Source organism: Massilia polaris (assembly GCF_012927275.1).
In the GTDB taxonomy this organism is placed as follows: Bacteria; Pseudomonadota; Gammaproteobacteria; order Burkholderiales; family Burkholderiaceae_D; genus Telluria_A; species Telluria_A polaris.
Map to the genome: position 1 here is coordinate 136,832 of NZ_JABBGG010000002.1, position 23,341 is coordinate 160,172.

Below are 23,341 nucleotides of genomic sequence, written 5' to 3' on the forward strand. Positions count from 1 at the left end.
TTCTAACGATTCCGGCGCCGATCCCATGTTCTATATGCAATAAAAGATGCCTCAAACAAGCGTGTTCAAGCGCGGGCTGAGCCCGCCATACACGGCGCGGTAGCGCGCCACGCTGCCGGCCCAGGTGCGTTCGCGCTCGACAAAGCTGCGGCCGCGCGCGCGCAGCATGGGCCAGCTGTGCGGCGCGTCGAGCAGCGCCAGCACCGTGCGCGCCAGGGCGGCCGCGTCGCCGGCCTCGAACAGCACCCCGGTCTGGCCGTCGGCGATGAGTTCGCGGTGGCCGCCCACGTCCGAGGCCGCCAGCAGCCGCCCCTGCGCCATCGCTTCGAGCGGCTTGAGCGGCGTGACCAGCTCGGTCAGGCGCATTTTCAGGCGCGGATAAACCAGCACGTCGACCAGGTTGTAGTAGCGCTGGACCTGGTCGTGCGGCACCCGCCCGGTAAAGATCACCTTGCCGGCGATCCCCAGCTGGCGCGCCTGGGCCTTCAGCAGCTCCTCCTGCGGGCCGCCGCCGACCAGCAGCGCGCGGGTGTCCGGGTTGGCCGCCAGCATGGCGGGCATCGCGGCCAACAAGACATCCAGTCCTTCGTAGGCATAGAACGAGCCGATGAAGCCCAGCACCTGCTTGCCCTGCAGCCCCAGTGCGGCCGCCAGCGCCTCGTCGCGCTCGCCGGCGACGCTGAAATCGTCGACGTTGACGGCGTTCGGGATCACCGTGATTTTTTCGGCCGCGATGCCGCGCCCGACGATGTCGGCGCGCAGCCCTTCGCAGATGGTGGTCACCGCGGCCACCCGCTTGATGGCATAGGTTTCCATCGCGCGCGTGAGGCGGTAGCGCAGGCCCCATTCGCGGCTGGTGCCGTGGTCGACCGCGGCGTCTTCCCAGAAGGCGCGGATTTCATACACCACCGGGATGCCGAGGCGGCGCCCGACCCGCAGCGCCGCGAGCGCGTTGAGCGCCGGCGAGTGGGCGTGCAGCACGTCGGGCCTGCACTCGCGCGCCACTTCCAGCAGGCGTGCGGCCAGTGCGTCGATCAGCGCCAGTTGGCGGAACGCCGGCGCCGACGCCAGCAGGCCGCGCGCCGGTTTGGTGCGGTAGAAGGCCAGGTCGGCGACCTGCTCCAGCCCGCCCTCAGTCGCGCCCTGCTTGGGACCGGTCAGGTGGAAGGTCTGCCAGCCCTGCGCGCGCTGCTGCTGCAGGATCGCGCGGGTGCGGAAGGTGTAGCCGCTGTGCAGCGGGATCGAATGGTCCAGCACGTGCAGCACGCGCAGCGGCGCCGCCGCCGCGCTGGCGCTGGCCAGGGGCTTATTCTCCATACGTTTCCTTGCGCAGGAAAGCTTCGAACATCAGCACGGTCCAAATCGGGGCGCTGTAGTCGCGCCGGCCCGACTGGTGCTGCTCGACCAGCTCGGACAGGTACTCGCGGTTGAAGATGCCGGTGTCGGCCAGGGCTGGCCCCAGCAGCGAGGTGCGCACGCGCTCGCGCAGCGGGCCGCGGAACCAGGCCGCCAGCGGCACCGAGAAGCCCATCTTCTTGCGGTACAGGATCTCCTCCGGCAAGTAGGGCTCGAGGCTCTTCTTGAAGATGTACTTGCCTTCGCTGCCCTTGAGCTTGAGCTCGGGCGACAGGCCGGAAATCCACTCCACCAGCTTGTGGTCCAGCAGCGGCACCCGCACTTCCAGCGCGTGCGCCATGCTGGCGCGGTCGACCTTGGTCAGGATGTCGCCCGGCAGGTAGGTCTTCATGTCGAGGTACTGGACCATCGACAGCGGGTCGTCGGTGGGCGAGGCCGCCGCGTGGCCGCGCATCACCTCGATCGCGCGGTAGCCCTGCAGCTTGCTGCGGAACTGGTCCGAGAACAGGCGCGCGCGCATGGCGTCGCTCATGATCGACACGCCGTGGAAGTAGCCTTCCACCAAGTCGCGCGACAGCGCCTCGAAAGTGGTCTTGGCGCGCAACACGCGCGGCGCCCAGTCGGCCTTCGGGTAGTATTTTCCGAGCGGCCCGAACACCATGCGGCGCATGCCCGCCGGGATCTGGGCGCGCACCTTGTTCTCCGCCATCGCATAGCGGTAGCGGCGGTAGCCGGCCAGGTTCTCGTCGCCGCCGTCGCCCGACAGCGCCACCGTGACGCGCTTGCGCGCCAGCTGGCACACGCGGTAGGTCGGGATCGCGGAACTGTCGGCGTAAGGCTCGTCGTACAGGTCGGCCAGGGTGTCGAGCAGCGCATAATCGTCGGTGTCGACGGTGTCGGTGTGGTGCGCGGTCTGGTACTGGCGCGCCACCTTTTCGGCGTATTCGGATTCGTCGAAGTCCTTGTGCTTGAAGGCGATCGAGCAGGTGTTGACCGGCTGATCCTTCATCAGGCCGGCCATCATCGCCACCACGGCGCTCGAATCGACGCCGCCCGACAGGAAGGCGCCCAGCGGCACTTCGGCCTTCAGGCGGATCTTCACCGCCTCGCGCAGGCGCTCGACCAGCTCGTTGCTGGCATCCGATTCAGTCATCCCGGCGTGCGCCTTGAACGGCACGTCCCAGAACTGCTTCGGCGCCGGCACCGGCTGGCCGATCTTCACGGTCAGGGTATAGCCCGGCGACAGCTTGGCGGCGCCGGCGTAGATGGTTTTCGGCTCCGGCACGTAGCCGTAGGCGAAGTAATCCTCGACCGCCTGCGGGTCGATCGCGCGCGGCAGGTCCGGGTGGGCGCGCAGCGACTTCAGCTCGGAGCCGAAGATGAACATCCCGTCCGGCAGCAGCGCATAGTAGAACGGCTTGACGCCAAGGCGGTCGCGCGCCATGAACATGGTCTGCGCCTTGCGGTCCCACACGGCGATCGCGAACATGCCGCGGAAACGGTGCACGCACTCCTCGCCCCACGCTTCCCAGGCATGCACGATGGTTTCGGTGTCGCTTTTGGTGCGGAACGCGTAGCCGAGCGCCTGCAGCTCGGCGGTCAGCTCCGGGTAGTTGTAGATCTCGCCGTTGAACACCACGCCGACGTCGCCGGCGGCGTTGAACATCGGCTGCTGGCCGCTCAGGATGTCGATCACCGACAGCCGGCGGTGGCCGAAACCCACGCCCGCTTCGGTGTACACGTCGCCCTCGTCCGGACCGCGGTGGTGCTGGGTCTCGTTCATGCGCCTGACCAGTTCCGGGTCGATCGCGCGGGCCCCGCGCGTATCAAAAATGCCGACTATTCCACACATGTTTTTTCCGGTTTCCTCGTTTGATGTTTCTGTTCGCACAACTGGTCGTACAGGCCGAGGTAGGCGGCGACCATGGCGTCCATGGCGTAGTGGCGCAGCACGCGCGCGCGCCCGGCCTGGCCGTGCTGCGCGGCCAGGCCGGGCGCGGCGACATACCGCGCCAGCGCATCGGCCAGCGCCTGCGGGTCGGACGGCGGCGCCAGCGCGCCGGTGACGCCGTCTTCAATGACTTCCGGGATCCCGCCGACGCGGGTGGCCGCCACCGGCAGGGCGCTGGCCATCGCCTCCAGCGCCGCGCCGGGGGTGCCCTCGGCGATCGAGGCCATGGCGAACACGTGGAAACCGCGCAGGATCTCGGCGACGTCGGCGCGCGACCCGGGCAGCCAGACTTCCCGTTCGAGGCCGGCCTGCGCCGCGCGCGCCCGCAGCGCCGGCAGCAGCGGGCCGTCGCCGACAATGGCCAGGCGCAGCCGCGCGCGCTGTTCCGGCAGCTGTTGACGCAGCAGGATGAAGGCTTCCAGCAGGGTGGCGTGGTCCTTGACTTGCTGGATGCGGCCGACGCTGCCGATGACGATGCAGCCGTCGCCGAACGGGCCGGGGGCGGGCGCGTCGCCGTGCTCGCGCGGGCGGAACCTGGCGGTGTCGATGCCGTTCGACAGCAGCCGGCTCTTGGCGGACGGTACCCCGATCACGTCGCTATGCCATTTCACCATGGCCGCCGAATTGGCGTAGTAACAGTCGTAGAACGGCAGCATCAGCCGGCGCAGCAGGTTATGCCTGGCGTTGAGGCCATGCGGATCATGATGGTCGCGCCCGTGGGCGCCGTTGATCCGTACCGGCACGCCGGCCAGCAGCGCCACCGGCGCATATTCGATCGCCGACAGGTTGTAGGTGTGGATGATGGTCGGGTTCAGGCGGCGCAGCAGCGACCACAAGGCCAGGTGGGTGCCGGGCGACAGGCCGGGCTGCTTGTGCAGCGCATGCAGCGTCACGCCCTGGCGGCGGATCTTGTCGGCGAACGCGGTGTAGTCGGTCAGGCACACCACCGCATGGCGGTAGCGGGTGGCGCACATGCGGTTGATGCGCTCGACCAGCAGCGACTCGAGGCCGCCGAAATCGAGCCGGTAAATCAGGTGCACCACCAGCGGCGGCGCCTCCTGCATCGCGCTGCGCGCCGCCGTCATGGCTGGCTCCGGGTGCGTTCGAGCGTGGTTTCCAGCGCCGCCAGGTTGGCCGCCAGGAAGGCGCGCATGGCCTCGCGCGCCGCTTCCGGCCGCTCGTCGAACGGCGCCGACACCACCAGTATCGCGCCGTCGTCGCGCTTGCTCATCAGTTTTTGCCTTACCTGCAGTAGCTTGCCGGTGTACGGGCTGGCGGTGGCGGTGCCGTCGATCCAGTACCAGTGCCATACCAGGACCCTGGCGCCGGAGCGCGCGAACAGCAGAACTTCGCGCAGCGCCAGGCGGCGTTCGCCGAGCAGCTCGGTGCGGGTAACCGGCGTTTCCTGACGCCACAGCTTGTGCGATTCCGGCGCCACCAGGCGGTTGCTTGAGCTGATCAGCTCGGTGCCGGCCGGCCCGCTGCGGTAGAAGAACAGGTCGAGCGCCACCGCCTGGCCGCCGTTCTGGTAGGACTGGTGCAGCTCGGCGCTGGCACCCTTGAAGTGGGGCTGCAAGCGGGCCGGCGCGACGGCCGGCTCCCACGCCGGCGTGAACGAGGCCAGCTCGACCGGCGCCTGGGCGCCGTGCGCCGGGCGGCCAAGATAACTGCCGTACGCCGGCCACAGCGCCAGGCTGAAGGCGAGCGCGGCGGCCATGGCGCCGATGCGCGCCGGCGCTGGCCAGGTCACCGATGGCGCGGCCGCCGCGACGACCGGGGCCGCCGGCCTGTCCTCGCGCCAGAAGCTGCCGATCCAGAACAGCAGGAACATCACGATGCCGAAGAACACCCAGCCGTAGATCAGGTGGTCGACGCCGACCGCCAGGGTCATGCCGGACAGGTGGCCGATCATGACGATGGAATAGGCGCGCAGGCCGTTGGCCACGATCGGCACCAGGATCGAAAACAGCACGAACAGCGCGCGCCTGCCGGCCGAACGGTAGCTCAGGTAGGCATACAGGCAGCCCAGGGTGAACGAGGAAATCAGGTAGCGCACGCCACTGCAGGCTTCCACCACCGACCAGTTGCCGGTCGGGAGGCTGAAGCTGTTACCTTCGCGGAACACCGGGATGCCGCTGGCGCGCACCGCGTCGACCGTGAAATCGGCCGTCACGCCGATCAGCGGGTCGATCAGGGATTCGCCGAACGGCACGCCCAGCAGCAGGAACAGCAGCGGGAAGGCGATCACGCGGGCGATGCGCAGCCCCAGCACGGCCAGCACGCAGAGCGGCAGCATCGCGGCCAGCGCGAACTGGCGCACGATCGATACCCCGCCAATGCTGCCCAGCAGCCAGGCCGCGCCGCACACGGCCAGCAGCAGCAGGGCCGGCCAGAACGGCGCGACGGGCAGGTTCTGCAGCTCGGCGCGGCGGCGCCAGATCATCCATGCGCTGAGCGGGACGATCACGAAGCCGTGGGCGAAAGTTTCCGAGCGCTGCCAGATGCCGACGATCGACGCGGCGGTCGAAAAATACACCAGCAGCGGCAGCAGCAGCGCCGCCCCGATCAGGGCGAACAAGGCGTACTGCGGGGCCGGACGGGCCGGCGCGAGCGTCATGCTGGCTTCCATTGCGCGCCTCCCATGCCGGTGGCCGCTGCCGCGGGCTGGGCGGCGCCGGCCTTGAGCATGTCGATGACCGGCGCCAGGTTGCGGGTCCAGCTGTAGCTGTCCTCGACCCGGGCGCGGGCCGCCTCGCCCATCCGTGCGCAGGGCGCGTCCAGCGCGGCGCCGACGGCGGCGCCAAATTCGGCCGCCTCCGTCGCCAGCAGCAGCTCGGCGCCCGGCCTGGCGGCGATGCCTTCCAGCGCCTGCGGCGAAACCACGATCGTCTTGCCCATCGCCATCGCCTCCAATACCTTGTTCTGGATGCCGCGCGCCACCCGCAGCGGGGCGACGCATACGGCGGCGTGGGCCACGTACGGGCGCACGTCAGGGACCGTGCCGGTCACTATCACGCCCGGCAGCGACGCCAGCTGGGCCACTTCCGCGGGGGGCCGGGCGCCGACGATGTAGAAGGCGGCGCCGGCATGGCGCGCCTTGAGGGCCGGGAAGACCTCGCGCGCGAACCAGCTGACCGCATCGACGTTCGGCCAGTAGTCCATGGCGCCGCAAAACACCACCGCATGGGCCCCGGCCGGATACGGGTTGTCGTAGGCGCGGTGCGGGCTGAAGTAGTTGGTATCGACGCCGTTGCTGAAGTAAGCGGTGCGCGCCGCGCTTTCCGGCGCCAGCTGGCGGAACAGCGCCGCCTCGGGTTCGGACACGAACAGCGCGGCGCCGCAACCGGCGGCCACCGTGCGCTCGTAGCGCAGCAGCTGGCGCGCTTCGCGGGCGTACACCAGGTTCATCGGGAAACGCTTTTTCTCGGCGTACTCGCGCCATTTTTCCGAGTCGACATCGCAGAAGTCCACCACGCGGCGCGGGCCTGGCACCCCTTCAGCGTACTGGGCCATTGCCGACGAGAACACCAGCGCACGGTCGATGCGGTGGATGCGCACGGCATCGGCGACCCAGCGCGCCAGGCCGGCGTCGCGGTAGTAGTCGAGCGACAGCGAACGCTTGCTCAGCAGCGCGCCGAGGCTGCGGATCCGCGCGGCGGTCGGATTGAGTGGAGCGAAATGGCTGCTGGCGCACAGTTGCTGCACCCGCGGCACGTGCTGCCAGTCGTCGGCGTCGTCGACGAAGGTGGCCAGGTGGACCTTGAAATGCTGCGACAGCTGCTGCAGCAGGTGATATGAACGGATCTTGTCGCCCTTGTTCGGTGGGAACGGGATCCGGTGAACCAGCATTAACAGGGATTCCATCGCTTACCCCAGGTGTTTGACGATGTGGGGACCGAGCCGGTTGGCCAGGCTGACCGGCATCTTTTTCCACAGCTTGATGAACAGCTGGTACTTCGGATTGAGCGGATTGTTGTCCGGCAGCTCGCTCGACTTGTACAGCCGGTACTCGTAGGCGAGCGGGGTCGGCGCGAAGCCCCAGTTTTTCTTGAAATCGAAGGCGCCGGTGCCCAGCTTGCTGCGGCCGAAGTCGAAGATGCGCGCGCCGCGCGCGGCCGCGGCCTGCATCAGGTTCCAGTACATGAAGTCGTTGCCGGCGCACTCGCGCGCGGCCGGCATGCCGCCGCCGTAGTAAGGCAGCACTTCGTCGCGGAAGTAGAAACTCAGCACGCCGGCGATCAGTTCGCCGCCGCGCACGATGATGCGGATCTCGCAGTCGTCGCCGAACACTTCCTTGATGATGCGGAAGTAGGACTTCGGGAAAACCGGGGTGCCGAGGCGGTGCACACTGGTCGAGTAGGCGGTGAAGAAGCGGTCGACGTCCGCGTCGAGCTCGCCCTGGAGGCCCAGCTTGATGCCCTTGCGGATCATCGCGCGCTGCTTGCGCGGCACCGCGTTCAGGTTTTCCTCGTCGTCGGCCGAGATCTGCTTGCGGAAGGTGACGTACAGGTCTTTCTGGCGCCAGCCGGGGTCGCTCGCGTGGGCGCTCACCAGGTTGCGGTATTCGAGGTGGCCGACGCCGAGCGCCACGGCGAGCGCGTCGGCGGCGGCGTCGAGCATGCCGCGCGCCGGCCCGGCGCTGGCCACCACGCCGCCCAGCACGCAGAACGGCAGCGAACCGAGCGAGTGGCCGAACAGGCGGCTCTTGATCTGCGCCAGCGGCAGCACGCCGGTAATCCGGCCCTGGTCCTCGACGTAGTAAAACCAGGTCTTGTGGCCGTAGCTGCGCTCGATGACTTGCTGCCATCCGGACAAGTGGAAGAAGCTGGCCTGCGGCTGCGAGCGCACGAAGGCGTCCCAGCGGGCGCGGTCCGCCGGTTCGAGCAGGCGCAGCACCGGCGCGGCCACGGCGGCGGCGCCCTTGGCGCGTGCTGCTTCAATAATCGAGCTCATGGCTTGCCTAAAAAAATGCGGTCCATCCGGTCCCACGCGAAGTCCTGGGTCAGCTGGCGGATGCGCCCTTCCATCCGCGCCAGGTTGACATAGTGGCGGAACCGCGACTTCATGCCGACGCCGGCGGGACGGGGCTGGCCAGGATCGATTTCCCATGGATGGAAATAGAAAATCGCACTCTGCCGGTCGACGTCGTTGACGCGCCGCATCATCGAGCGCGACAGCGCATACGGCAGCAGCCGGAAATAGCCGCCGCCGCCAGCGGGCAGCTTGCGCCGCATCAGTTGTACCGTCGTGATCGGCACTTCCAGCAGCCCGCCCGGCCCGTTCGGGCGGAACGCGAAGCGCGGCGCCTCGGGCATGCCGTAATGGTCGTGCTGGATCGGATAGATGCTGGAGCTGTAGCGGTAGCCCGCCTCCTGCAGCACGTCGAGCGCCCATAAATTGGCGCGGCCGATCGAGAAACTGGGGGCACGGTAGCCAAGCACGGCCTGGCCGGCGATGTCTTCCAGTATCGCCTTGCTGCGCCGCACGTCGGCGCTGAATTCGGCGCGGCTCTGGTCGGACGCGCGCAGGTGGCCGTAGCCGTGGCTGGCCACTTCATGGCCGCCGGCGGCGATGCTGCGCACCACCTGCGGGTAGCGTTCGGCAATCCATCCCAGCGTGAAGAAGGTGGCCTTGACGTCGCGCCCGGCGAGGATCTCGAGGATGCGCCCGACATTGCGCTCGACCCGGCACTCGCGCGCCTCCCAGCTGTCGCGCGCGATCACCGGCGCGAACGCCGAGACCTGGAAATAGTCCTCGACGTCGATGGTCATGGCGTTGCGGATGCCGGCGGCGGCCAGCGCCCCTGCGCGGTGGCGGTCGTTCATTCTGGCTGGTTGTCCGCTGGGTGGACCGGGGCCGGCAGTGCGCTGACGATCTTCTTCAGGATCGACAGCACCGAGGACATGGATTTCTCCATCTTCATCATGCGCTCGTCCATGTAGCCCGGGTTGTCGCTGCCGGACGCGGCCATGCCGGCCAGCTCGCCGGCGTCGGCCAGCGGCGCCAGCGCGGCCGGCGGGACCAAGTGCTCCTGCTGGATGTCGCTGATGACTTCCTCGACATCCTTTTCCTTGAGCGCGTGCAGCTCTTCCAGGTAGCCCATCAGCAGCAGGCGGTCGCACAGGCCGTTGACCTTGCGCGGGATGCCGCCCGAGTACTCGTGGATCGCGGCGTAGGCGTTGTCGCTGAAGGTAGGGTCCTCGCACCAGCCGACCGTGCGCAGGCGGTGTTCGATGTAGGCGCGGGTTTCGCCGGCGTCCATCGGTCCCAGGTGGTAGCTGGCGGTGACGCGCTGGCGCAGCTGCTGCATGCCGGCGCTGTGCAGCGTGGTGCGGAATTCAGGCTGGCCGAGCAGGAAGGTCTGCAGCAGCGCGTTCTCGCCGGTCTGGAAATTGGACAGCATGCGCAGCTCCTCGACCGCGCGCGGGGTCAGGTTCTGGGCTTCGTCGACCACCAGCAAGGCGCGCTTGCCTTCCTTGTCGCAGGCGCGCAGGAATTGCTCGAGGCGCGACAGCATCGCGGTCTTGCTCGAACTTTCGTAGGGCTGGCCGAACGCCGCCAGCACGGTGCGCAGGGTGTCGTCGGCATCGAGGTGGGTGTTGACGATGTGGGCGGCGACGATCTGCTCGGACGGCAGCTGGTTGAACAGGTTGCGCACCAGCGTGGTCTTGCCGGCCCCGACTTCACCGGTAATGACGATGAAGCCCTCGCCGTGCGACAGGCCGTACTCGAGGTAGGCCATGGCGCGCTTGTGGCCCTTGCTGCCGAAGAAAAAATGGGGATCGGGGCGCAGCCTGAACGGCTTGTCGCTTAACCCGTAATAGGATTCATACATGATGTCCCTGCCCGGCTAGAAAGTCAGTGAAAGTGCGGCCGACACGGCGTTCTCGCGGTACTCGTGCAGTTGCGAGGTGCTGCCCTTGGCGGTATGCAGTTCGACCGATGCGTTGGCGCGCTGCGAAAAGCGGCGCGTCATGGCCACCCGCAGCGCGGTGTTGCTGGCTTCGCGGCCGCGCACCGACTCCGACGTGGTATGGCTGTTGCTCAGCGACACGTTCAGCGTGCTGCGCCCGGCCAGGCGCATGCTGAACATGGCGCTGGCACCGCGCTGGCGGACGTTATCGTTCAGCGTAAGGCCGCCCAGGTCGATCGCCGGGCTGCCTTCCAGGGGCTCCGACAGCGCCTCGCGCCGGCTGCCGAAGCCGCTGAGGATGAAGGTGGTACGCGCCGTATTGAAGCCAGCCGAGGCGCGCAACTGGCGGTACAGCGAATAGCGGTTGCTGAGGTAATGCAGGTTGTCGGCCAGCGTGGGCGGCAGGTTGTTGGCGCGGATGAAGGCATCGACCACCTGGGCGCGCAACAGCGGATCGGGGAACTGCGCCGTCAGCAGGCGGTCGATGGTGGCCGCGGTATCGGTGCCGGCCGGGATCACCGACTGGCCGCGCGCATTCGAGACCGTGTCGTCGTAGCTGATGTTCCAAACCGAGCGGCGGCTGCGGTGCAGTCCGCGCAGCGAATAGCTGTCGCCAAAGAAGCGCCGGCCGGCGCTGGCGCTGAGGCTGGTGCGGGCGCTGGGCGCCCAATTGAAGCCGAGGTTCCAGAATTTACCCTTGGTCGGGCCGCCCAGCGACTGGTAATCGTATTCGTCATAGCCGGCGACGCCCGTCAGGCTGAATCCGCCCACCATCATGTAGCTCAGGTTGGCGCTGGCCGAGCGCACCGAGCTGTCGCCGAAACGCGCCTCGCTCAGTTGCTGTTCGCTCAGGTTCAGGCCCCAGCCGATGCGCCCGAACGAGCGGCCGCTGGACAGGTTCATGCTCACCGTGTCGGTGCTGCTGCGGCCGAACAGTGCGCGGCCGCTGTCGACCGTCTCGTGCGCGTAGCGTGCCTGCAGCAGCGCGGTGTTGCCGAACTGGTGGCGCAGCGAGGGGCTCAGGCGCAGGGTCTTGACGTCGGCGCGGTTGGTGCGCACGTAGTCATTGTCGTTGACCTGCGGCCCGAACGCTGAAATGGCCTGCTGCGAAATGCTGGCCGAGCCGTCGAAGAACAGCAGCTCGTCGAGCAAGGTGGCGCGGGCCGCCGCCCGCAGCTGCGAACGGGTGGTGCGGGTATCGTCGCCGTCGCCGTTAGTGGCGTAGTAGTTCAGCGCGTAGTCGGCGCGCAGCGTCAGCCGCGCACTGTTGTTGAGCAAGGAAAATCCGGGACTGACCTGGGTAATGAAGCGCGAGCGCGCGTCCTCGTCGCGGGACAGCCCGGCGTTGTCGGTGTAGGTCTGGCGCAGCCCGACCGTCGGCTGGAACTTGAATTCCGCGCGCGCCATCGGCGCCAACAGCAGGCTCAGCAGCGCAACCGGCACTGCCGGCGGGAACACGGACGACCTCACGCTGCGGATGCGGCTGATCTCAAGCGTAGTGGTAATCATACGTCTCGGATCCGGGAAACTCGCGCGTTTTGTTGTAAATCAGGCCGACATTGCTGCAGCCTTCCAGATGGCGCAGGGCTTCCTTGACCGAGTGCTGGGTGGTGCTCTGGGCTTCGACCACCAGCGCGATCTGGCCCATGTGGCTGGCCAGCGCCCGCGCTTCACTGGTGAGCAGCAGCGGCGGCGAATCGACGATCACGATCCGGTCCGGATAGCGGTTGGCGATTTCATAGACGAAGTTGCTCATGGCCTGGCTGGCCAGCAGCTCGGTGGCGCGCGGGTTGCTGGTACCGGCGGGCAGCAGGGTCAGGGTGTCGACGTTGGTGCGCAGCATCACGTCGGCCAGGTCGAGCTTCTCGTCCAACAACAAGTCCATCAAGCCGCGCTGGGGCGGCAGCCCCAGCGTGGTCAACACCGAAGGACGGGCCACGTCGGCGTCGATCAGCAGCACGGTGTGGTCGAGCTCCATGGCGATGCTCATGGCCAGGTTGATCGAGCAGAAGGTTTTGCCTTCGCCCGGCACCGAACTGGTCACCATGATCAGGTTACCCGGCTTTTCGTGCGGCGCGCGCGGCGCGAAGGCGCGCTGCAGCAGCGGGCGCTTGATCATGCGGAAGTCCTCGACCAGCGCGGTGCGGCCGCCGGCGGCGGTGACCAGGCCGATATGCTGCATGCGGTCCAGGTCGAGCGTGACCTGGTTGACGGTGCGGCGGGCCGGTTCCCCATCGGTGTTGGCGGCCGTTGCCGGGACGGCGTGCGCCGCCTCGATGCTGGCCGCTACGGCCGCTGCGGTGGCGGGAAGGGTCGGCCTGGCATCGGCGCCGTGATCGATGCGGCTTGCGGCTTTTTCAATAATACTCACGGGTATTCTCCTTGATCGTCCACATTACAGTTGCGGACGGATAAATAAGGCCGCCATGACCGCGCCGTACGCGCTAAACAGCACCAGGACAGCGGCGCCGAAGGCATAGGTACGCTTGGCGCGGCGCACTTTCTGCTCCTCGGTCCAGTTCATGCTGATACTGCCCAGCACAGGGATGCCGGCCACTTCGCGCAAGCTGTACTGGGTCATGAAGGTCGGGCGGACCTGGCTCATCAGGAGCGCGGCGCCGAGGCCCGCGACCAGGGCGCCGAGGAACACGAAGGAGAACAGGCGCATGCGGTTGGGGCCGGCCGGAACCGACGGCACCGTCGGCGGGTCGATGACGCGGAAGGTCAGGATGTCGGTAGCCGAGCTGAGTTCGCCGGACAACTTGGCGGCCTCGCGGCGGCTCACCAGTTGCTCGTAATTGGCCTTGTTGATCGCGTAGTCGCGGTTGAGCTGGGCCAGTTGCGCCTCGATCTCGGGCGCGCGGGTGCTGTTGGCACGCACCCGCGCCACGCGGCTGGCATATTCCGCCACCCGCGCCCGCAGCGAGGCCACGCGCGCTTCCTCAACCGAGAGCGCGACATTCATCTGTTGCAGCATCGGGCTGTAGTTGACGCCCGGATCGTTGTTGCGCTTGACGCGCTTGGACTCGTCCACCTTGCGCGCTTCCAGCTGGGCGATCAGGCGCTTGCCGGACACGATGTCGGGATGCTCCTCGGTAAATTGCATGCGCAGCGCATCGAGGTTTTTCTCCAGCGCCGCGATGCGGCCGTCGATCTCCGGATTGACCAGCGTGTCGGCGCTCGGCGCGCTCGGCGGGGCCGGCTCCTCGCCGCCAATCTGGCGTTTGATCGCTTCGCGCGCCTGTTCGGCTTCGGTCAGCTCGAGGCGGGCGGCGCTGAGCATGTCTTCAAGTTGCACCATGTTGCCGCTGAAATCGCTGTCGCCCCCGCGCGGCAGGATGTTGACGTTGTTGATCCGGAATTCCTTGACGACGTTCTCGGCCTGGATCAGCCTGTCCTCGTAGCTCTTGATCTGCTCATCGATGAACTGGATCGCCTTTGCCGAATCCTGCGCCTTGCCGCCGGAGCTGCCCTCCACGAAGATGGTCAGCAGCGACTGCACCACATCCTTGCCGAGCTTGCGGTTGGGGTTGTTGTACGAGATCGTGTAGATGTCGTCGCGCTCGGTACCGGCGATGCTGATGTTGGCCATCAGGTCGTCGACCATTGCCTCGCTTTGCTTGGGCGTAATCGCCTTGACATCGAGGTCGACCATGCGCATCACCCGCTCCACGTTGGGACGGCTGATCAGGGTGCGCCGCATGAAGCCGACCTGCTGGTCAATGTTAGGCACGCTAGTCATGCCAGACAGCAATGGACGCAGGATGGACTGGGTATCGACATACACGCGCGCCGTGGCCTGGTACTCGTTGGGTAGACGGTAGACGGTAATCCAGCCGATCACGGCAACAATCCAGGAAATGGTGATGGCGTACCAGCGGTATTTCCAGATTGCCTTGAGGAAACTTGTAATGAGGACGGTCAGTTCTGCCATTTGCTCAGTCTCTAGGGGACATGCGAATTAATTGAAGCGGCGCCCCAGGGAGCACGCCGGCCAATGTCCCGGTTTCAGCAGCGCCCGCGGCGCCCCTTTGACCGGTGAAAAATACTGCTTTGAAGCAGAATGTCATGTCATATTGTACATGAGTCAAACTGCCGCACAACGTAGTTTCCTGAACATAAGTGCAAATATTGCAACATGCGAACCAGCATGCCGATGTCAAAACTGGCAGCCGTCCCAGCGAAAAGTTTCGCACATTGAAACGTCGTCAGGGTAATAAAACGTATAGCGGACAACTTATTTACAACAACCTATCGGCCCCGCGATGGCTTTCGGGAAAATTGTTGTTTCAAGGATGCCAATGCGGTATTGTGATTTGATGATGCCAAGACATGCCCGCGAAACGCTTTTGCTGCTGTTCACACTTGTGCTGGGCGCGCCCGCGCGCGCCGACGACCTGGTCCGCACGATCCAGGCGGTGAAGCCGTCGGTGGTCGGCATCGGCACCTACCAGCGCACGCGCTCGCCCGCGGTCCAGTTCGTGGCGACCGGCTTCGTGGTGGGCGACGGACGCAGCGTGATCACCAACGCGCACGGGATACCCGCTAACCTGGACCTGGCCAACATGGAGACCTTGGGCGTGGTGATCGGCAATCGCGGCAAGGTCGAATTCCGCCCCGCCACGGTGGTGGCGCGCGATCCTGCCCACGACCTGGCGCACCTGCGCATCGAAGGCGCCGCCCTGCCCGCGCTGGCGCTTGGCGGCCCCGCCGACGTCGCCGAAGGCCAATCGCTGGCATTTACCGGCTTCCCGCTGGGCATGGTGCTTGGCCTGCACGCGGCCACCCACCGCGCCTCGCTGGCGGTGATCGCCCCGATCGTGCTGCCCGCGCTAAGCTCCGGCAAACTCAACAGCCGCACGGTGTCGCGCCTGTCGGCCCCGGCCTTCCCGATCTACCAGCTGGACGCGACCGCTTATCCGGGCAACAGCGGCAGCCCGGTCTACGATCCCCAGACCGGGGTGGTGCATGCCGTGATCAATATGGTGCTGGTCAAGGGATTGAAGGAAAGCGCGATTTCTACGCCCAGCGGCATCAGTTATGCCATCCCCGTCAAGCATGTGCGGGACTTGCTCGAGCAGGCGGCGCCCTGAGCCCGTTGGGTTCGATACTGATGAGCGCCGCGCGGGAAAATTATCATGCTAAAATAGAAACTGTTTTACGCAACATCCGTTACCGCCCAAGACCAGAAAAGGAAATACCCGTGACTACATATAACAAAACGGCGCGCGCATGGTTGGCTGGATGTGCCGCGGTGGCGATTGCCCTGACGCTCGGCGGCTGCGCCAGCCGTGGCGGCGGCGCCGCACTGGCCGACGCCAAGCCTGTCACCGATCACACTTACCTGATCGGCCCTGGCGACAACATTAACATCGTGGTGTGGCGCAATCCGGAAGTGTCGACGTCGGTTCCGGTGCGTCCGGACGGCAAGATCACCACCCCGCTGGTGGAAGACCTCGAAGCCAGCGGCAAGACCTCGACCGAACTGGCGCGCGACATCGAAAAGGCGCTGGCCAAGTTCATCCAGCAGCCGGTCGTGACCGTGATTGTCACGGGCTTCGTCAGCACCTATGGCGAACAGATCCGTGTGATCGGCCAGGCGGCCCGGCCGCAGGCGCTGCCGTACCGCCGCGACATGTCGCTGATGGACGTGCTGATCATGGTTGGCGGCGTCACTGAGCTCGCTTCGGGCAACAAGGCGACCATCATCCGCAAAATCGACGGCAAGAACCAGGTGATTCCGGTGCGCCTGGACGACCTGATCAAGGATGGCGACATTTCCGCGAATCTCTACATGCGCCCGGGCGACATCCTGGTCGTTCCGGAGAGTTTCTTCTGAGGTCACGATACCGCCGCTTCGCTCGCGGGCGGCTGTCGGTTTTTCTTACAGTGCATCGCCCGACGAAGTCGCTGTATGCTGCAAGCTGCTGATATTCAAGGACATTTTACTGGCGATGGTTTGGGTATGAATCTTGCTTGATATGCCTGGAGCCGCACGGCTGCGCAACCCGAGGGAATGAAGAATGAAAACGACGTCAAATAGCGATAAGCAGGCGGATGCGGGACCCGCCGCGGCTGGCGGCTTACCAGCTTCCGGCTTGGCGCGGCGCCGTTTCGCCCGTGTTGGCGCAGGCGCGACCGGCGTCCTGCTGACACTGAGCAGCCCCTCCGGTATGGCCGGGGCCGCTTGTGTCTCCGGATCGGACGGGACGTCGCACGCTGTGGCATATACCCACGCGCCCGACACGGTCGCAACCTGCGGCGGGGTGTCGCCCGGCTACTATAAAAACAATCCCGAGGGATGGCCGGCCGACATACCGGCAACGACCCACTTGAAGTTCCAGGACATCTATGCCATCAATTCCTCCTACGCCGTTCTGGGCGGGCTGACACTGATGGAAGTATTTGAAATCGGCAATGGCAATGGCAAGGACAAGAAGCCTGGCGGCGGCCCGGTGGTTACCGAAGATCCGGATCCGGAAAACGTCGGCCGCCATTTCCTTGCCGCTTACCTGAACTTGAAATCGGACCGCGCTACCGTCCTCGACGAGCCGACCCTGAAACGCATGTGGCGCGAATACGTCGACACTGGCGGGGGCCATATCGGCTACTACCAGCCGTCCGCGACGGTAAAATGGTATGGCAAGGACCTTGTGCATTACCTGACCACCGTGACCTTCCATAATTAAGCGCCATAATGATTGTTTGTTTTGCAATTTTCAGAACCTGAACATCGTTGGCAGCTGACGCAAGGCCAACTGGTGCGCCACATGATCTGCGGGGACGAAGCCGTCCTTTATAACGAACTGAGCGGCGATACCCACCTCGTCGATTCGGACGTCATCGCGGTGCTGCTCGCGCTGCGGGCCGGTGCCGCCGGCGTGCCCGAGTTGTGCGCCCGCCTCGATGCCGGCGCCGATGCCGCGGCAGGCATCGGGACGATCCTGGCGGGGCTGCGCCACCTGGCACTGGTCGAATGGGCCACATGATCACCGTGTCCGAACTGTCGCGCGCGGAGCTGCGCCGGCGCCTGGCCAGCTCCGGGATCGCCTTGCGCACGGGCTGCTTCATTACCCGGCTGCACAGCCCCATCAGTCGCGTGGCCGACGCCATTCACCTGCTGTATGCCGACTACCCCCTGGCCGAGGACGCTCAGTTTGCCGATTTCCATGTCAGCGTCGCGCCGTCCCAAGGCTTGCGCCGCTGGTACAAACCGCAGGCCAAGTTCTACCTCGATGGCGATTCGCTGTTCAATCCACTCCCGCTGACCCATGCCTATCCGATGCTGGAATGGGGCTTGAACTGGTGCGTGTCCACCCGCGCCCACAACTACCTGATCCTGCACGCGGCGGTTGTCGAAAGAAATGGCCTCGCCGCGATCCTGCCGGCGCCGCCCGGCTCCGGCAAGAGCACCCTGTGCGCTGCGCTGGTGAGTTCCGGCTGGCGCTTGCTGTCCGATGAACTGACGATGATCCGGCCGGCCGACGGCATGCTGGTCCCGCTACCCCGTCCTATCAGCCTGAAGAATGCCTCGATCGACGTCATGCGGCAGTTCCATCCTGCCGCCGTCATCAGCCAGCCCGTCGCCAATACCACCAAGGGCACGGTGGCGCACGTGAAGGCGCCGGCCGACAGCATCCGGCGCGCCGGCGAAGTGGCGCGGCCGGCCTGGATCGTGTTTCCCAAGTACGCGGCGGGCGCCGCCACCACGCTCGAACCGATCGCGCAGGCGCGCGCCTTCATGCGGGTGGCCGAGAACGGGTTCAACTACAGCGTACTGGCCGGCATCGGGTTCGACACGATGGCGGGATTGATCGGCCGCACCCGAAGCTACGCGTTCACCTACAGTGACCTGCACGAGGCCATCGATGCCTTTTCCCGCCTGGAGCCGCCGCCCCCTTGAATGCCACGCCGATCCTCCTGCACATCCTGCGTGATCCGGCGCAGGCGCCGTCGCTCACCGACGCGGACTGGGACCTGCTGGTGCGCCAGGCCGCCAGCGCCCGCCTCGACGCTACCGTACAAAGCCTGCTCGACGAACGGGGCATGCTGGCATCGGTGCCGCCCCAGGTCCAGGTCCACTTCGAATGGGCACGCACCTATGCCGACCGCCACCGCAAGGCGGTGCACTGGGAAGTGCGCCAGATCCGGGCCGCGCTGGAAGGGCTGGGGCTACCGCTGATCCTGCTGAAGGGCGGCGCCTATGCCGCTGCAGGGTTGCCGGCAGCGCGCGGCCGGGTGTTTACCGACATCGACATCCTGGTGCCGAAGGAGCGCCTGGACGTGGTCGAGGCCGCGCTGATGATGCACGGCTGGCACGCCGTGCACCAGGACGACTATGACCAGCGCTATTACCGCAACTGGATGCATGAACTGCCGCCGATGCAGCACGTCAAGCGCGCGACCTCGATCGACGTCCACCACGCGATCCTGCCGCTGACGGCGCGGGCGCGCCCCGATTCGCGCCTGCTGCGCGAAGCCGCCGTCGCGGCAGGCGAAGACCCGGCGCTGCAGGTGCTGGCGCCAGCGGACATGATCCTGCACAGCGCGACCCACTTGTTTTACGGCGAATTCGACAACAGCCTGCGCGACCTGGTCGACATCCACCGCCTGCTGCAGGAGTTCGGCAGCCGGCCCGGGTTCTGGCGCGAACTGGACGCGCGCGCCCGCAGCCTCGAACTGGGACGTCCCTTGTTCTACGCGCTGCGCTATGCGGTGCGGCTGCTCGGCACCCCGGTGCCGGCGCAAGCGCTACGCGCCAGCGCCGCGTGGGCGCCAGGGCGGGCCCTGCTTGCACTGATCGACGCGCTGATGGTGCGCGGCCTGATGCCGCCCCACGCAAGCTGCCGGCTGCCCGGCACCGGCGCCGCACTGTTGGCGCTGTACGTACGCTCGAACTGGCTGCGCATGCCGCCGCTGCTGCTGGCGCGCCACCTGTTCCACAAAGCCTTCCTCTCCCCCCAGCCAGGCTGACCCCGAAGGTGGCGACTTTTGCTTCGCCCATAAAAAATGCCGCTCAGTCAGACTGAACGGCATTGAGTGATTGAGCTAGTCAACCAACGCTGCTTGCGCAGCGGTTTTATTTATGCTTTCTTGCTGCGGCGGGAGAATGCAACACCTGCCAGTGCCAGGCCGAACAGTGCCAGGCTTGCCGGCTCTGGTACTGGCTGGAACGAAGCGTTGCCCGAACCGAGAATCGTGATATCGGTTGCATCGCTGAAGCCGTCGCCTGGAACGCCTGCGATCAGGCTGTTGACGCCATTGATGTCGGTCTGGGCCGAGCCACTCGCAAACGCGTCGCCGCCGAAGAAGCCGTTCAGTGCGATCGCGGTAGCGATCACGTCGAAGTCGCCGTTAGCCAGACCGCCAGCGATGTGGAAACCGCCGAAGTTCTCAACCAGGGTGCCGGTCAGCACAGCGATGTCATCGGTAGTGTCGCCGATCGGGGCGATGCTTTCATTCGCGCCGCCTACGGTAACGGTATTAAAGTCGGTGTCCATATCGCGGTCGACATAAATCGTGTAGTTGAAGGCGCTGAACGTGCCGTCAATGGTGCCGCCGCCGCCAGGCGCGGTGGTTCCGGCCGCGGAGAACACGAAGTACATCGCATAGTTGTTGTTCAGGCCAGTGCCGCCGACCACAGGGCCGTTCAGGGCAGTACGGAAGGTGCCGAAGAAGCCGCCACCGGTCTCGACGAACGATGCCGATCCTGCGCCGGTATTGGTTTGATCCACTTCAGCGCCATAGCTGAAATCGATGAATTTTGCGGTGCAGGTGCCGCCGCCGCAACCTGCTTCGCCGATTGCCCCAGGATTGATCGTGAAGGTTTGCGCGGTGAACGCGAAGCCTGGCACGTGATCCGCCATTGCTGCCGAGCTCGACAGGGCCAGAACTGCTGCGGCTACCAACTTGCCGATTTTGTTTAATTTGATCATTTTGTGGCTCCGTTTCGTTATTAGGTTATGTCGCTGGAATCTTAAAATTCGTGCTTGCCAACCTGTATAAGCAGCAACCGTGCCAGCGCTGTCCAATCTGTTTAAGATCAATGACTTAAGTAACTAGCAACAAGTTTGTTGTCGTTAATGGCCAAGCCCTTGTAAAGTAAACCGACAGTGCGCTAGCACGCTTAGGGGGGCCGGTTTCCCGCGCCTGGCTTGGCCGCCCCGTGCATCAGCTGCGCCAGGTCCGGACGGGTCGAGCGCGCGACCGCGCTCTTGCCCTGTCCGAGGCGCCCCATGAAGACCGGGAAACCGTCCTGCTTGCCCAGCACCCGGTCGAGTTGCCCGGCAAGGCCGACCGCCATTTCCTTCAGCTTGCCGGTTGCGGTGAAGTCCATGCGGCCGTTGCGGACATAAGACGAGAAGATCAACGGTGTCATTTCCGGCTGCATCACCAGCCCGAGATTGGTCAGGGTCAGCCAGAAACGCTGCATCGCGCGACCGGCGGCAACGTAGTCCGCCACCGATGCAGGCTGCACCTTCGCGCGGATCACGAAATGGGCCGCGCAGGCCAGGCCGGGCACCAGGTCCATCTGCAGCCGCGGCGCCCAGGTGCCCATCAGCGTGTTCATCCGCTTTAGGCGGTCCCAGCTGACCATCGCCCACTTCATCAGGTGGAGCGTCATGTTGTCGACGCCCAGCGCCTGGTCGGGCACGCCCCATTCCGAGGTGACTTTACCCCACTTGATGATGCGTTTGTGGACCGTATAGGCTTCCGGCATCAGCAGGCGCAGGCGCGCATTGTCATACATGAGCCGCGCGGCGTCCATGCGGGCGCCGCCCTCCAGCCACTGGACCAGGTAGCCGACGCCGACCGCCTGTTCGAGCGCCTGCTTTTCGGCCGCCGTCAGCGCGCGCCTGCTCATCGGGCGGCGCTGGACGCTGCGCACCTCGATCGCGGGGATCAAGGGATCCGGCGCCAAGCCCGGCTGCTCGGTGAAGGTCACGTCGAACACCGGCTCCTTGTCGCTGCAGCCCTCGCGCAGCCGCACCTCGGCCGCGAGGCCGTGTCCGGTGGCGGCGATCGCCATGGTCTCGAGCATCGCGCCGATCGCGACCTGGCTCGGCCATCCTTCAAGGTCGTATACGCAATGGTCGCTGGTGTCGCAGCAATGCACGCGCACCCGCATTGGGTCGATGAGTTCGAAACGCCACGGCTGGTCGTTGTCGCCGCTGGGCGCCCATTTGGCTTTTTCGAGGATGGCGACCATGCGGCCGGTGTCTGCGTGGGACTGTGCGAGGGTCATGATCTGTTCCGGCTAGTTGGAGTTGGCCTGGCGCGCGCTGGCAGCGGCGCTTTCGCGCAGCAGGCTGTCCAGGTGGCGGCGGCCGATGGCGATGGCGAGGCGCTGGATCGGGTTCTTGTTGCCGCCCGGACGCCAGGTGTGTGCCATCTTGTTGCGGTACGGATCGAACTGAAGGCCGTGCGGCGCCGCCAGCACCTTGCCGCGTTTCAGCAGGATCTTCAGGGCCTGGGTGGCGGCGATGCCGGCGCAGATCTGCACCGACATGATGGTGGACGGGCCGCGCCGCTCGGAAAAATTGACCGCCGACGGATCGACCAGGTAGGCGCGGTGCAGGCCGGCCGGCGACAACCCGACCAGGAAGCGGATCGCCTTTTCGTTCTCCGGCAGGTCGCCCCACTGGAAGTATTCCTCGAACGTCATCTGGCCGGGCAGGAAGTTCAGCACCGCCGCGCCCGTGCCCAGCGGCGCCACCGTGGTCGACGGGATGGCGCGCGCGGCGCAGGCGGCGAAGGTCTTCTGGCGGATGTCGAACACGAAGAAGTCGAGGCCGTCGATATACAGGTCGACGCCGTCGAGGAAGGCAGGCAGGCTGGACGCATCGACGCCGTGCGGGAAAATGGTGATGTCGGCTTCAGGATTGATGTCGCGCACCATGTCGGCGATGACCTCGACCTTGGCCTTGCCGCGGGTCGACATCATGGCGCCGACCTGGCGGTTGAAGTTGGCGATGTCGTAGGTGTCGAAGTCGGCCAGGTGGAACGCGCCCACCCCCAGCCGCGCCAGCGTCACCGCATAGATGCCGCCGACCCCGCCCATGCCGGCGATGGCGACCCGGGCGCCGCGCAGCTTTTCCTGTTCCTCCCGCGTCACCCAGCCGATATTGCGCGAGAAAGCTTCAGAATAGGAAAATTGATTAATCATGGGCGAAATGCCCGTGACGGGCGTGATTGTTCAGGGAAAAACTGCGGGAGTCTTGCTTAGCCGATATTAAACAGCCGGTTCGCAATCCCCATTTCCTCGCGTTTGGAGAAGAAGTACGGATACAGCGAACGCTCGGTGCCGGGATTTTCGCTGGTGCCGCCGAGGCGCTCAATTTCCTTGCCCATATAGTCAAGGTTCAGCCACATCAGGTAGGCCGGCGCGTCGACACGCGGGTTGGAGCGCACTTCCGTCAGCGTCTTAAACCCGAGCATGTGCTCGTAATAACGGCGATGGCGCGGATTGATTTCGATAAACGCATCCGTGCACTGGTACAGGTGGTGGGCATAGATATACAGGATGTGGAACAGCGACCCGAGCGCCATTTTCGAGCGTACGGTCGGATCGAACGCCAGCTTGCTGATCTCGCAGACCCGTGCGCCACGTTCGCGGAACCCGTCGATGTGGTCCTTGAACACCTCGTCTGCAAGGATCCCGATCGGCGAGTCGATGCCGAGTGTGACTGTCCCGATGACGGCGCCCTTGTCGGAGGCCGACAGCGTAATGCGATTGGGGTTGTCATCAATGCGGTGGGTTCCTACATATCCTCGCCATGCATACATCTTATTGATGAGCATGCTTGCATGATTTCGGCCTTCTTCCGTGTCTGCAACCCGGATACCGAAGGCTCTTTCGTTAATTGTCATCTCGCGGATGTTATCAGAGGATCCAGCACCTGTCCTGTCGAGCACGCTATCGTGCGCAGGTCTTCCCTCGGAATCGAAACCGAATGTGATGAAGGTATCGAGGATCTTTTCCATCATTTTCGCTCCAGGTTTCCCGTGCTCATGCCAGATCGCGTTGACTCATCCTACCATCGACTTTTCAGCACGCAACGAATAAATTTTTGCAGCATTATTTGTTAATTTCATGCAACCATGCCGCCCCGGGGCGGACC

The 23,341-nt window shown here is 65.6% G+C and carries 21 protein-coding genes; 6 read left to right on the forward strand and 15 right to left on the reverse strand.

All coding sequences use genetic code 11. From position 1 onward, the window contains the following. Positions 1-51: 51 nt before the first annotated feature. From HHL21_RS04420 to HHL21_RS04470, 11 genes are read right to left on the reverse strand one after another with little or no spacing between them, the layout of a single operon-like run. Positions 52-1,272: a TIGR04063 family PEP-CTERM/XrtA system glycosyltransferase gene (locus HHL21_RS04420; protein ID WP_169464393.1), complete on the reverse strand. Its 1,221-nt coding sequence runs from the start codon at positions 1,270-1,272 to the stop codon at positions 52-54. A gap of 34 nt (positions 1,273-1,306) precedes the next feature. Next, on the reverse strand, positions 1,307-3,208 hold the full coding sequence (locus HHL21_RS04425) for an XrtA/PEP-CTERM system amidotransferase (protein WP_169464054.1): 1,902 nt from the start codon (positions 3,206-3,208) through the stop codon (positions 1,307-1,309). Continuing rightward, entirely contained in the window at positions 3,196-4,392 is a 1,197-nt protein-coding gene (locus HHL21_RS04430; RefSeq protein WP_229496031.1) for a TIGR03088 family PEP-CTERM/XrtA system glycosyltransferase, read from the reverse strand. Before HHL21_RS04430 ends, HHL21_RS04425 begins: the two co-directional genes overlap by 13 nt. After that, entirely contained in the window at positions 4,389-5,936 is a 1,548-nt protein-coding gene (xrtA, locus tag HHL21_RS04435; protein WP_229496033.1) for an exosortase A, read from the reverse strand. The genes HHL21_RS04430 and xrtA overlap by 4 nt, the downstream gene beginning before the upstream one ends. Further along, positions 5,921-7,171, reverse strand: coding sequence for a TIGR03087 family PEP-CTERM/XrtA system glycosyltransferase (locus tag HHL21_RS04440; RefSeq protein ID WP_169464055.1), 1,251 nt, complete (start codon positions 7,169-7,171; stop codon positions 5,921-5,923). Before HHL21_RS04440 ends, xrtA begins: the two co-directional genes overlap by 16 nt. A gap of 3 nt (positions 7,172-7,174) precedes the next feature. Beyond that, positions 7,175-8,260: a FemAB family XrtA/PEP-CTERM system-associated protein gene (locus tag HHL21_RS04445; RefSeq protein WP_169464056.1), complete on the reverse strand. Its 1,086-nt coding sequence runs from the start codon at positions 8,258-8,260 to the stop codon at positions 7,175-7,177. Further along, complete coding sequence (locus HHL21_RS04450; RefSeq protein ID WP_169464057.1) at positions 8,257-9,132, reverse strand: XrtA system polysaccharide deacetylase; 876 nt, start codon at positions 9,130-9,132, stop codon at positions 8,257-8,259. Before HHL21_RS04450 ends, HHL21_RS04445 begins: the two co-directional genes overlap by 4 nt. Beyond that, positions 9,129-10,142 (reverse strand): XrtA/PEP-CTERM system-associated ATPase, encoded by a 1,014-nt coding sequence (locus HHL21_RS04455; protein WP_169464058.1) that lies wholly within the window; start codon positions 10,140-10,142, stop codon positions 9,129-9,131. The genes HHL21_RS04450 and HHL21_RS04455 overlap by 4 nt, the downstream gene beginning before the upstream one ends. Positions 10,143-10,157: 15 nt before the next feature. After that, positions 10,158-11,729, reverse strand: a complete 1,572-nt coding sequence (locus HHL21_RS04460) for a TIGR03016 family PEP-CTERM system-associated outer membrane protein (protein ID WP_169464059.1) — start codon at positions 11,727-11,729, stop codon at positions 10,158-10,160. Beyond that, positions 11,710-12,591, reverse strand: a complete 882-nt coding sequence (locus HHL21_RS04465) for an XrtA-associated tyrosine autokinase (RefSeq protein ID WP_370659663.1) — start codon at positions 12,589-12,591, stop codon at positions 11,710-11,712. Before HHL21_RS04465 ends, HHL21_RS04460 begins: the two co-directional genes overlap by 20 nt. A gap of 24 nt (positions 12,592-12,615) precedes the next feature. Next, entirely contained in the window at positions 12,616-14,154 is a 1,539-nt protein-coding gene (locus HHL21_RS04470; protein WP_169464060.1) for an XrtA system polysaccharide chain length determinant, read from the reverse strand. A gap of 385 nt (positions 14,155-14,539) precedes the next feature. Here HHL21_RS04470 and HHL21_RS04475 point away from each other — a divergent pair, with 385 nt between their 5' ends. The 6 genes from HHL21_RS04475 to HHL21_RS04500 all read left to right on the forward strand — a co-directional run bounded on the left by HHL21_RS04475 (position 14,540) and on the right by HHL21_RS04500 (position 19,193). Next, positions 14,540-15,313: a S1 family peptidase gene (locus HHL21_RS04475; protein WP_229496035.1), complete on the forward strand. Its 774-nt coding sequence runs from the start codon at positions 14,540-14,542 to the stop codon at positions 15,311-15,313. A 110-nt stretch (positions 15,314-15,423) separates the two neighbouring features. Beyond that, positions 15,424-16,059, forward strand: coding sequence for an XrtA/PEP-CTERM system exopolysaccharide export protein (locus tag HHL21_RS04480; protein ID WP_370659664.1), 636 nt, complete (start codon positions 15,424-15,426; stop codon positions 16,057-16,059). 184 nt (positions 16,060-16,243) lie between these two features. Beyond that, positions 16,244-16,909: a hypothetical protein gene (locus HHL21_RS04485; RefSeq protein WP_169464061.1), complete on the forward strand. Its 666-nt coding sequence runs from the start codon at positions 16,244-16,246 to the stop codon at positions 16,907-16,909. A gap of 21 nt (positions 16,910-16,930) precedes the next feature. Beyond that, entirely contained in the window at positions 16,931-17,209 is a 279-nt protein-coding gene (locus tag HHL21_RS04490) for an HPr-rel-A system PqqD family peptide chaperone (protein ID WP_169464062.1), read from the forward strand. Next, complete coding sequence (locus HHL21_RS04495; protein ID WP_229496037.1) at positions 17,197-18,123, forward strand: HprK-related kinase A; 927 nt, start codon at positions 17,197-17,199, stop codon at positions 18,121-18,123. Before HHL21_RS04490 ends, HHL21_RS04495 begins: the two co-directional genes overlap by 13 nt. Then, positions 18,120-19,193 carry a nucleotidyltransferase domain-containing protein gene (locus HHL21_RS04500; RefSeq protein ID WP_169464063.1) on the forward strand — a complete coding sequence of 358 codons (1,074 nt, stop codon included), beginning with the start codon at positions 18,120-18,122 and terminating at the stop codon, positions 19,191-19,193. The genes HHL21_RS04495 and HHL21_RS04500 overlap by 4 nt, the downstream gene beginning before the upstream one ends. A gap of 110 nt (positions 19,194-19,303) precedes the next feature. On the opposite strand, the gene pepA is transcribed toward HHL21_RS04500, so the two are convergent. The 4 genes from pepA to HHL21_RS04520 form a co-directional block, all read right to left on the reverse strand. Next, on the reverse strand, positions 19,304-20,155 hold the full coding sequence (gene pepA / locus HHL21_RS04505) for a flocculation-associated PEP-CTERM protein PepA (RefSeq protein ID WP_169464064.1): 852 nt from the start codon (positions 20,153-20,155) through the stop codon (positions 19,304-19,306). Positions 20,156-20,346: 191 nt separating this feature from the next. After that, positions 20,347-21,465 (reverse strand): nitroreductase family protein, encoded by a 1,119-nt coding sequence (locus HHL21_RS04510; RefSeq protein WP_229496039.1) that lies wholly within the window; start codon positions 21,463-21,465, stop codon positions 20,347-20,349. Positions 21,466-21,477: 12 nt separating this feature from the next. Continuing rightward, positions 21,478-22,386, reverse strand: coding sequence for a ThiF family adenylyltransferase (locus HHL21_RS04515; RefSeq protein ID WP_169464065.1), 909 nt, complete (start codon positions 22,384-22,386; stop codon positions 21,478-21,480). Between the two features lie 56 nt (positions 22,387-22,442). Beyond that, entirely contained in the window at positions 22,443-23,207 is a 765-nt protein-coding gene (locus HHL21_RS04520) for an N-acyl amino acid synthase FeeM domain-containing protein (protein ID WP_229496041.1), read from the reverse strand. Positions 23,208-23,341 lie beyond the last annotated feature (134 nt).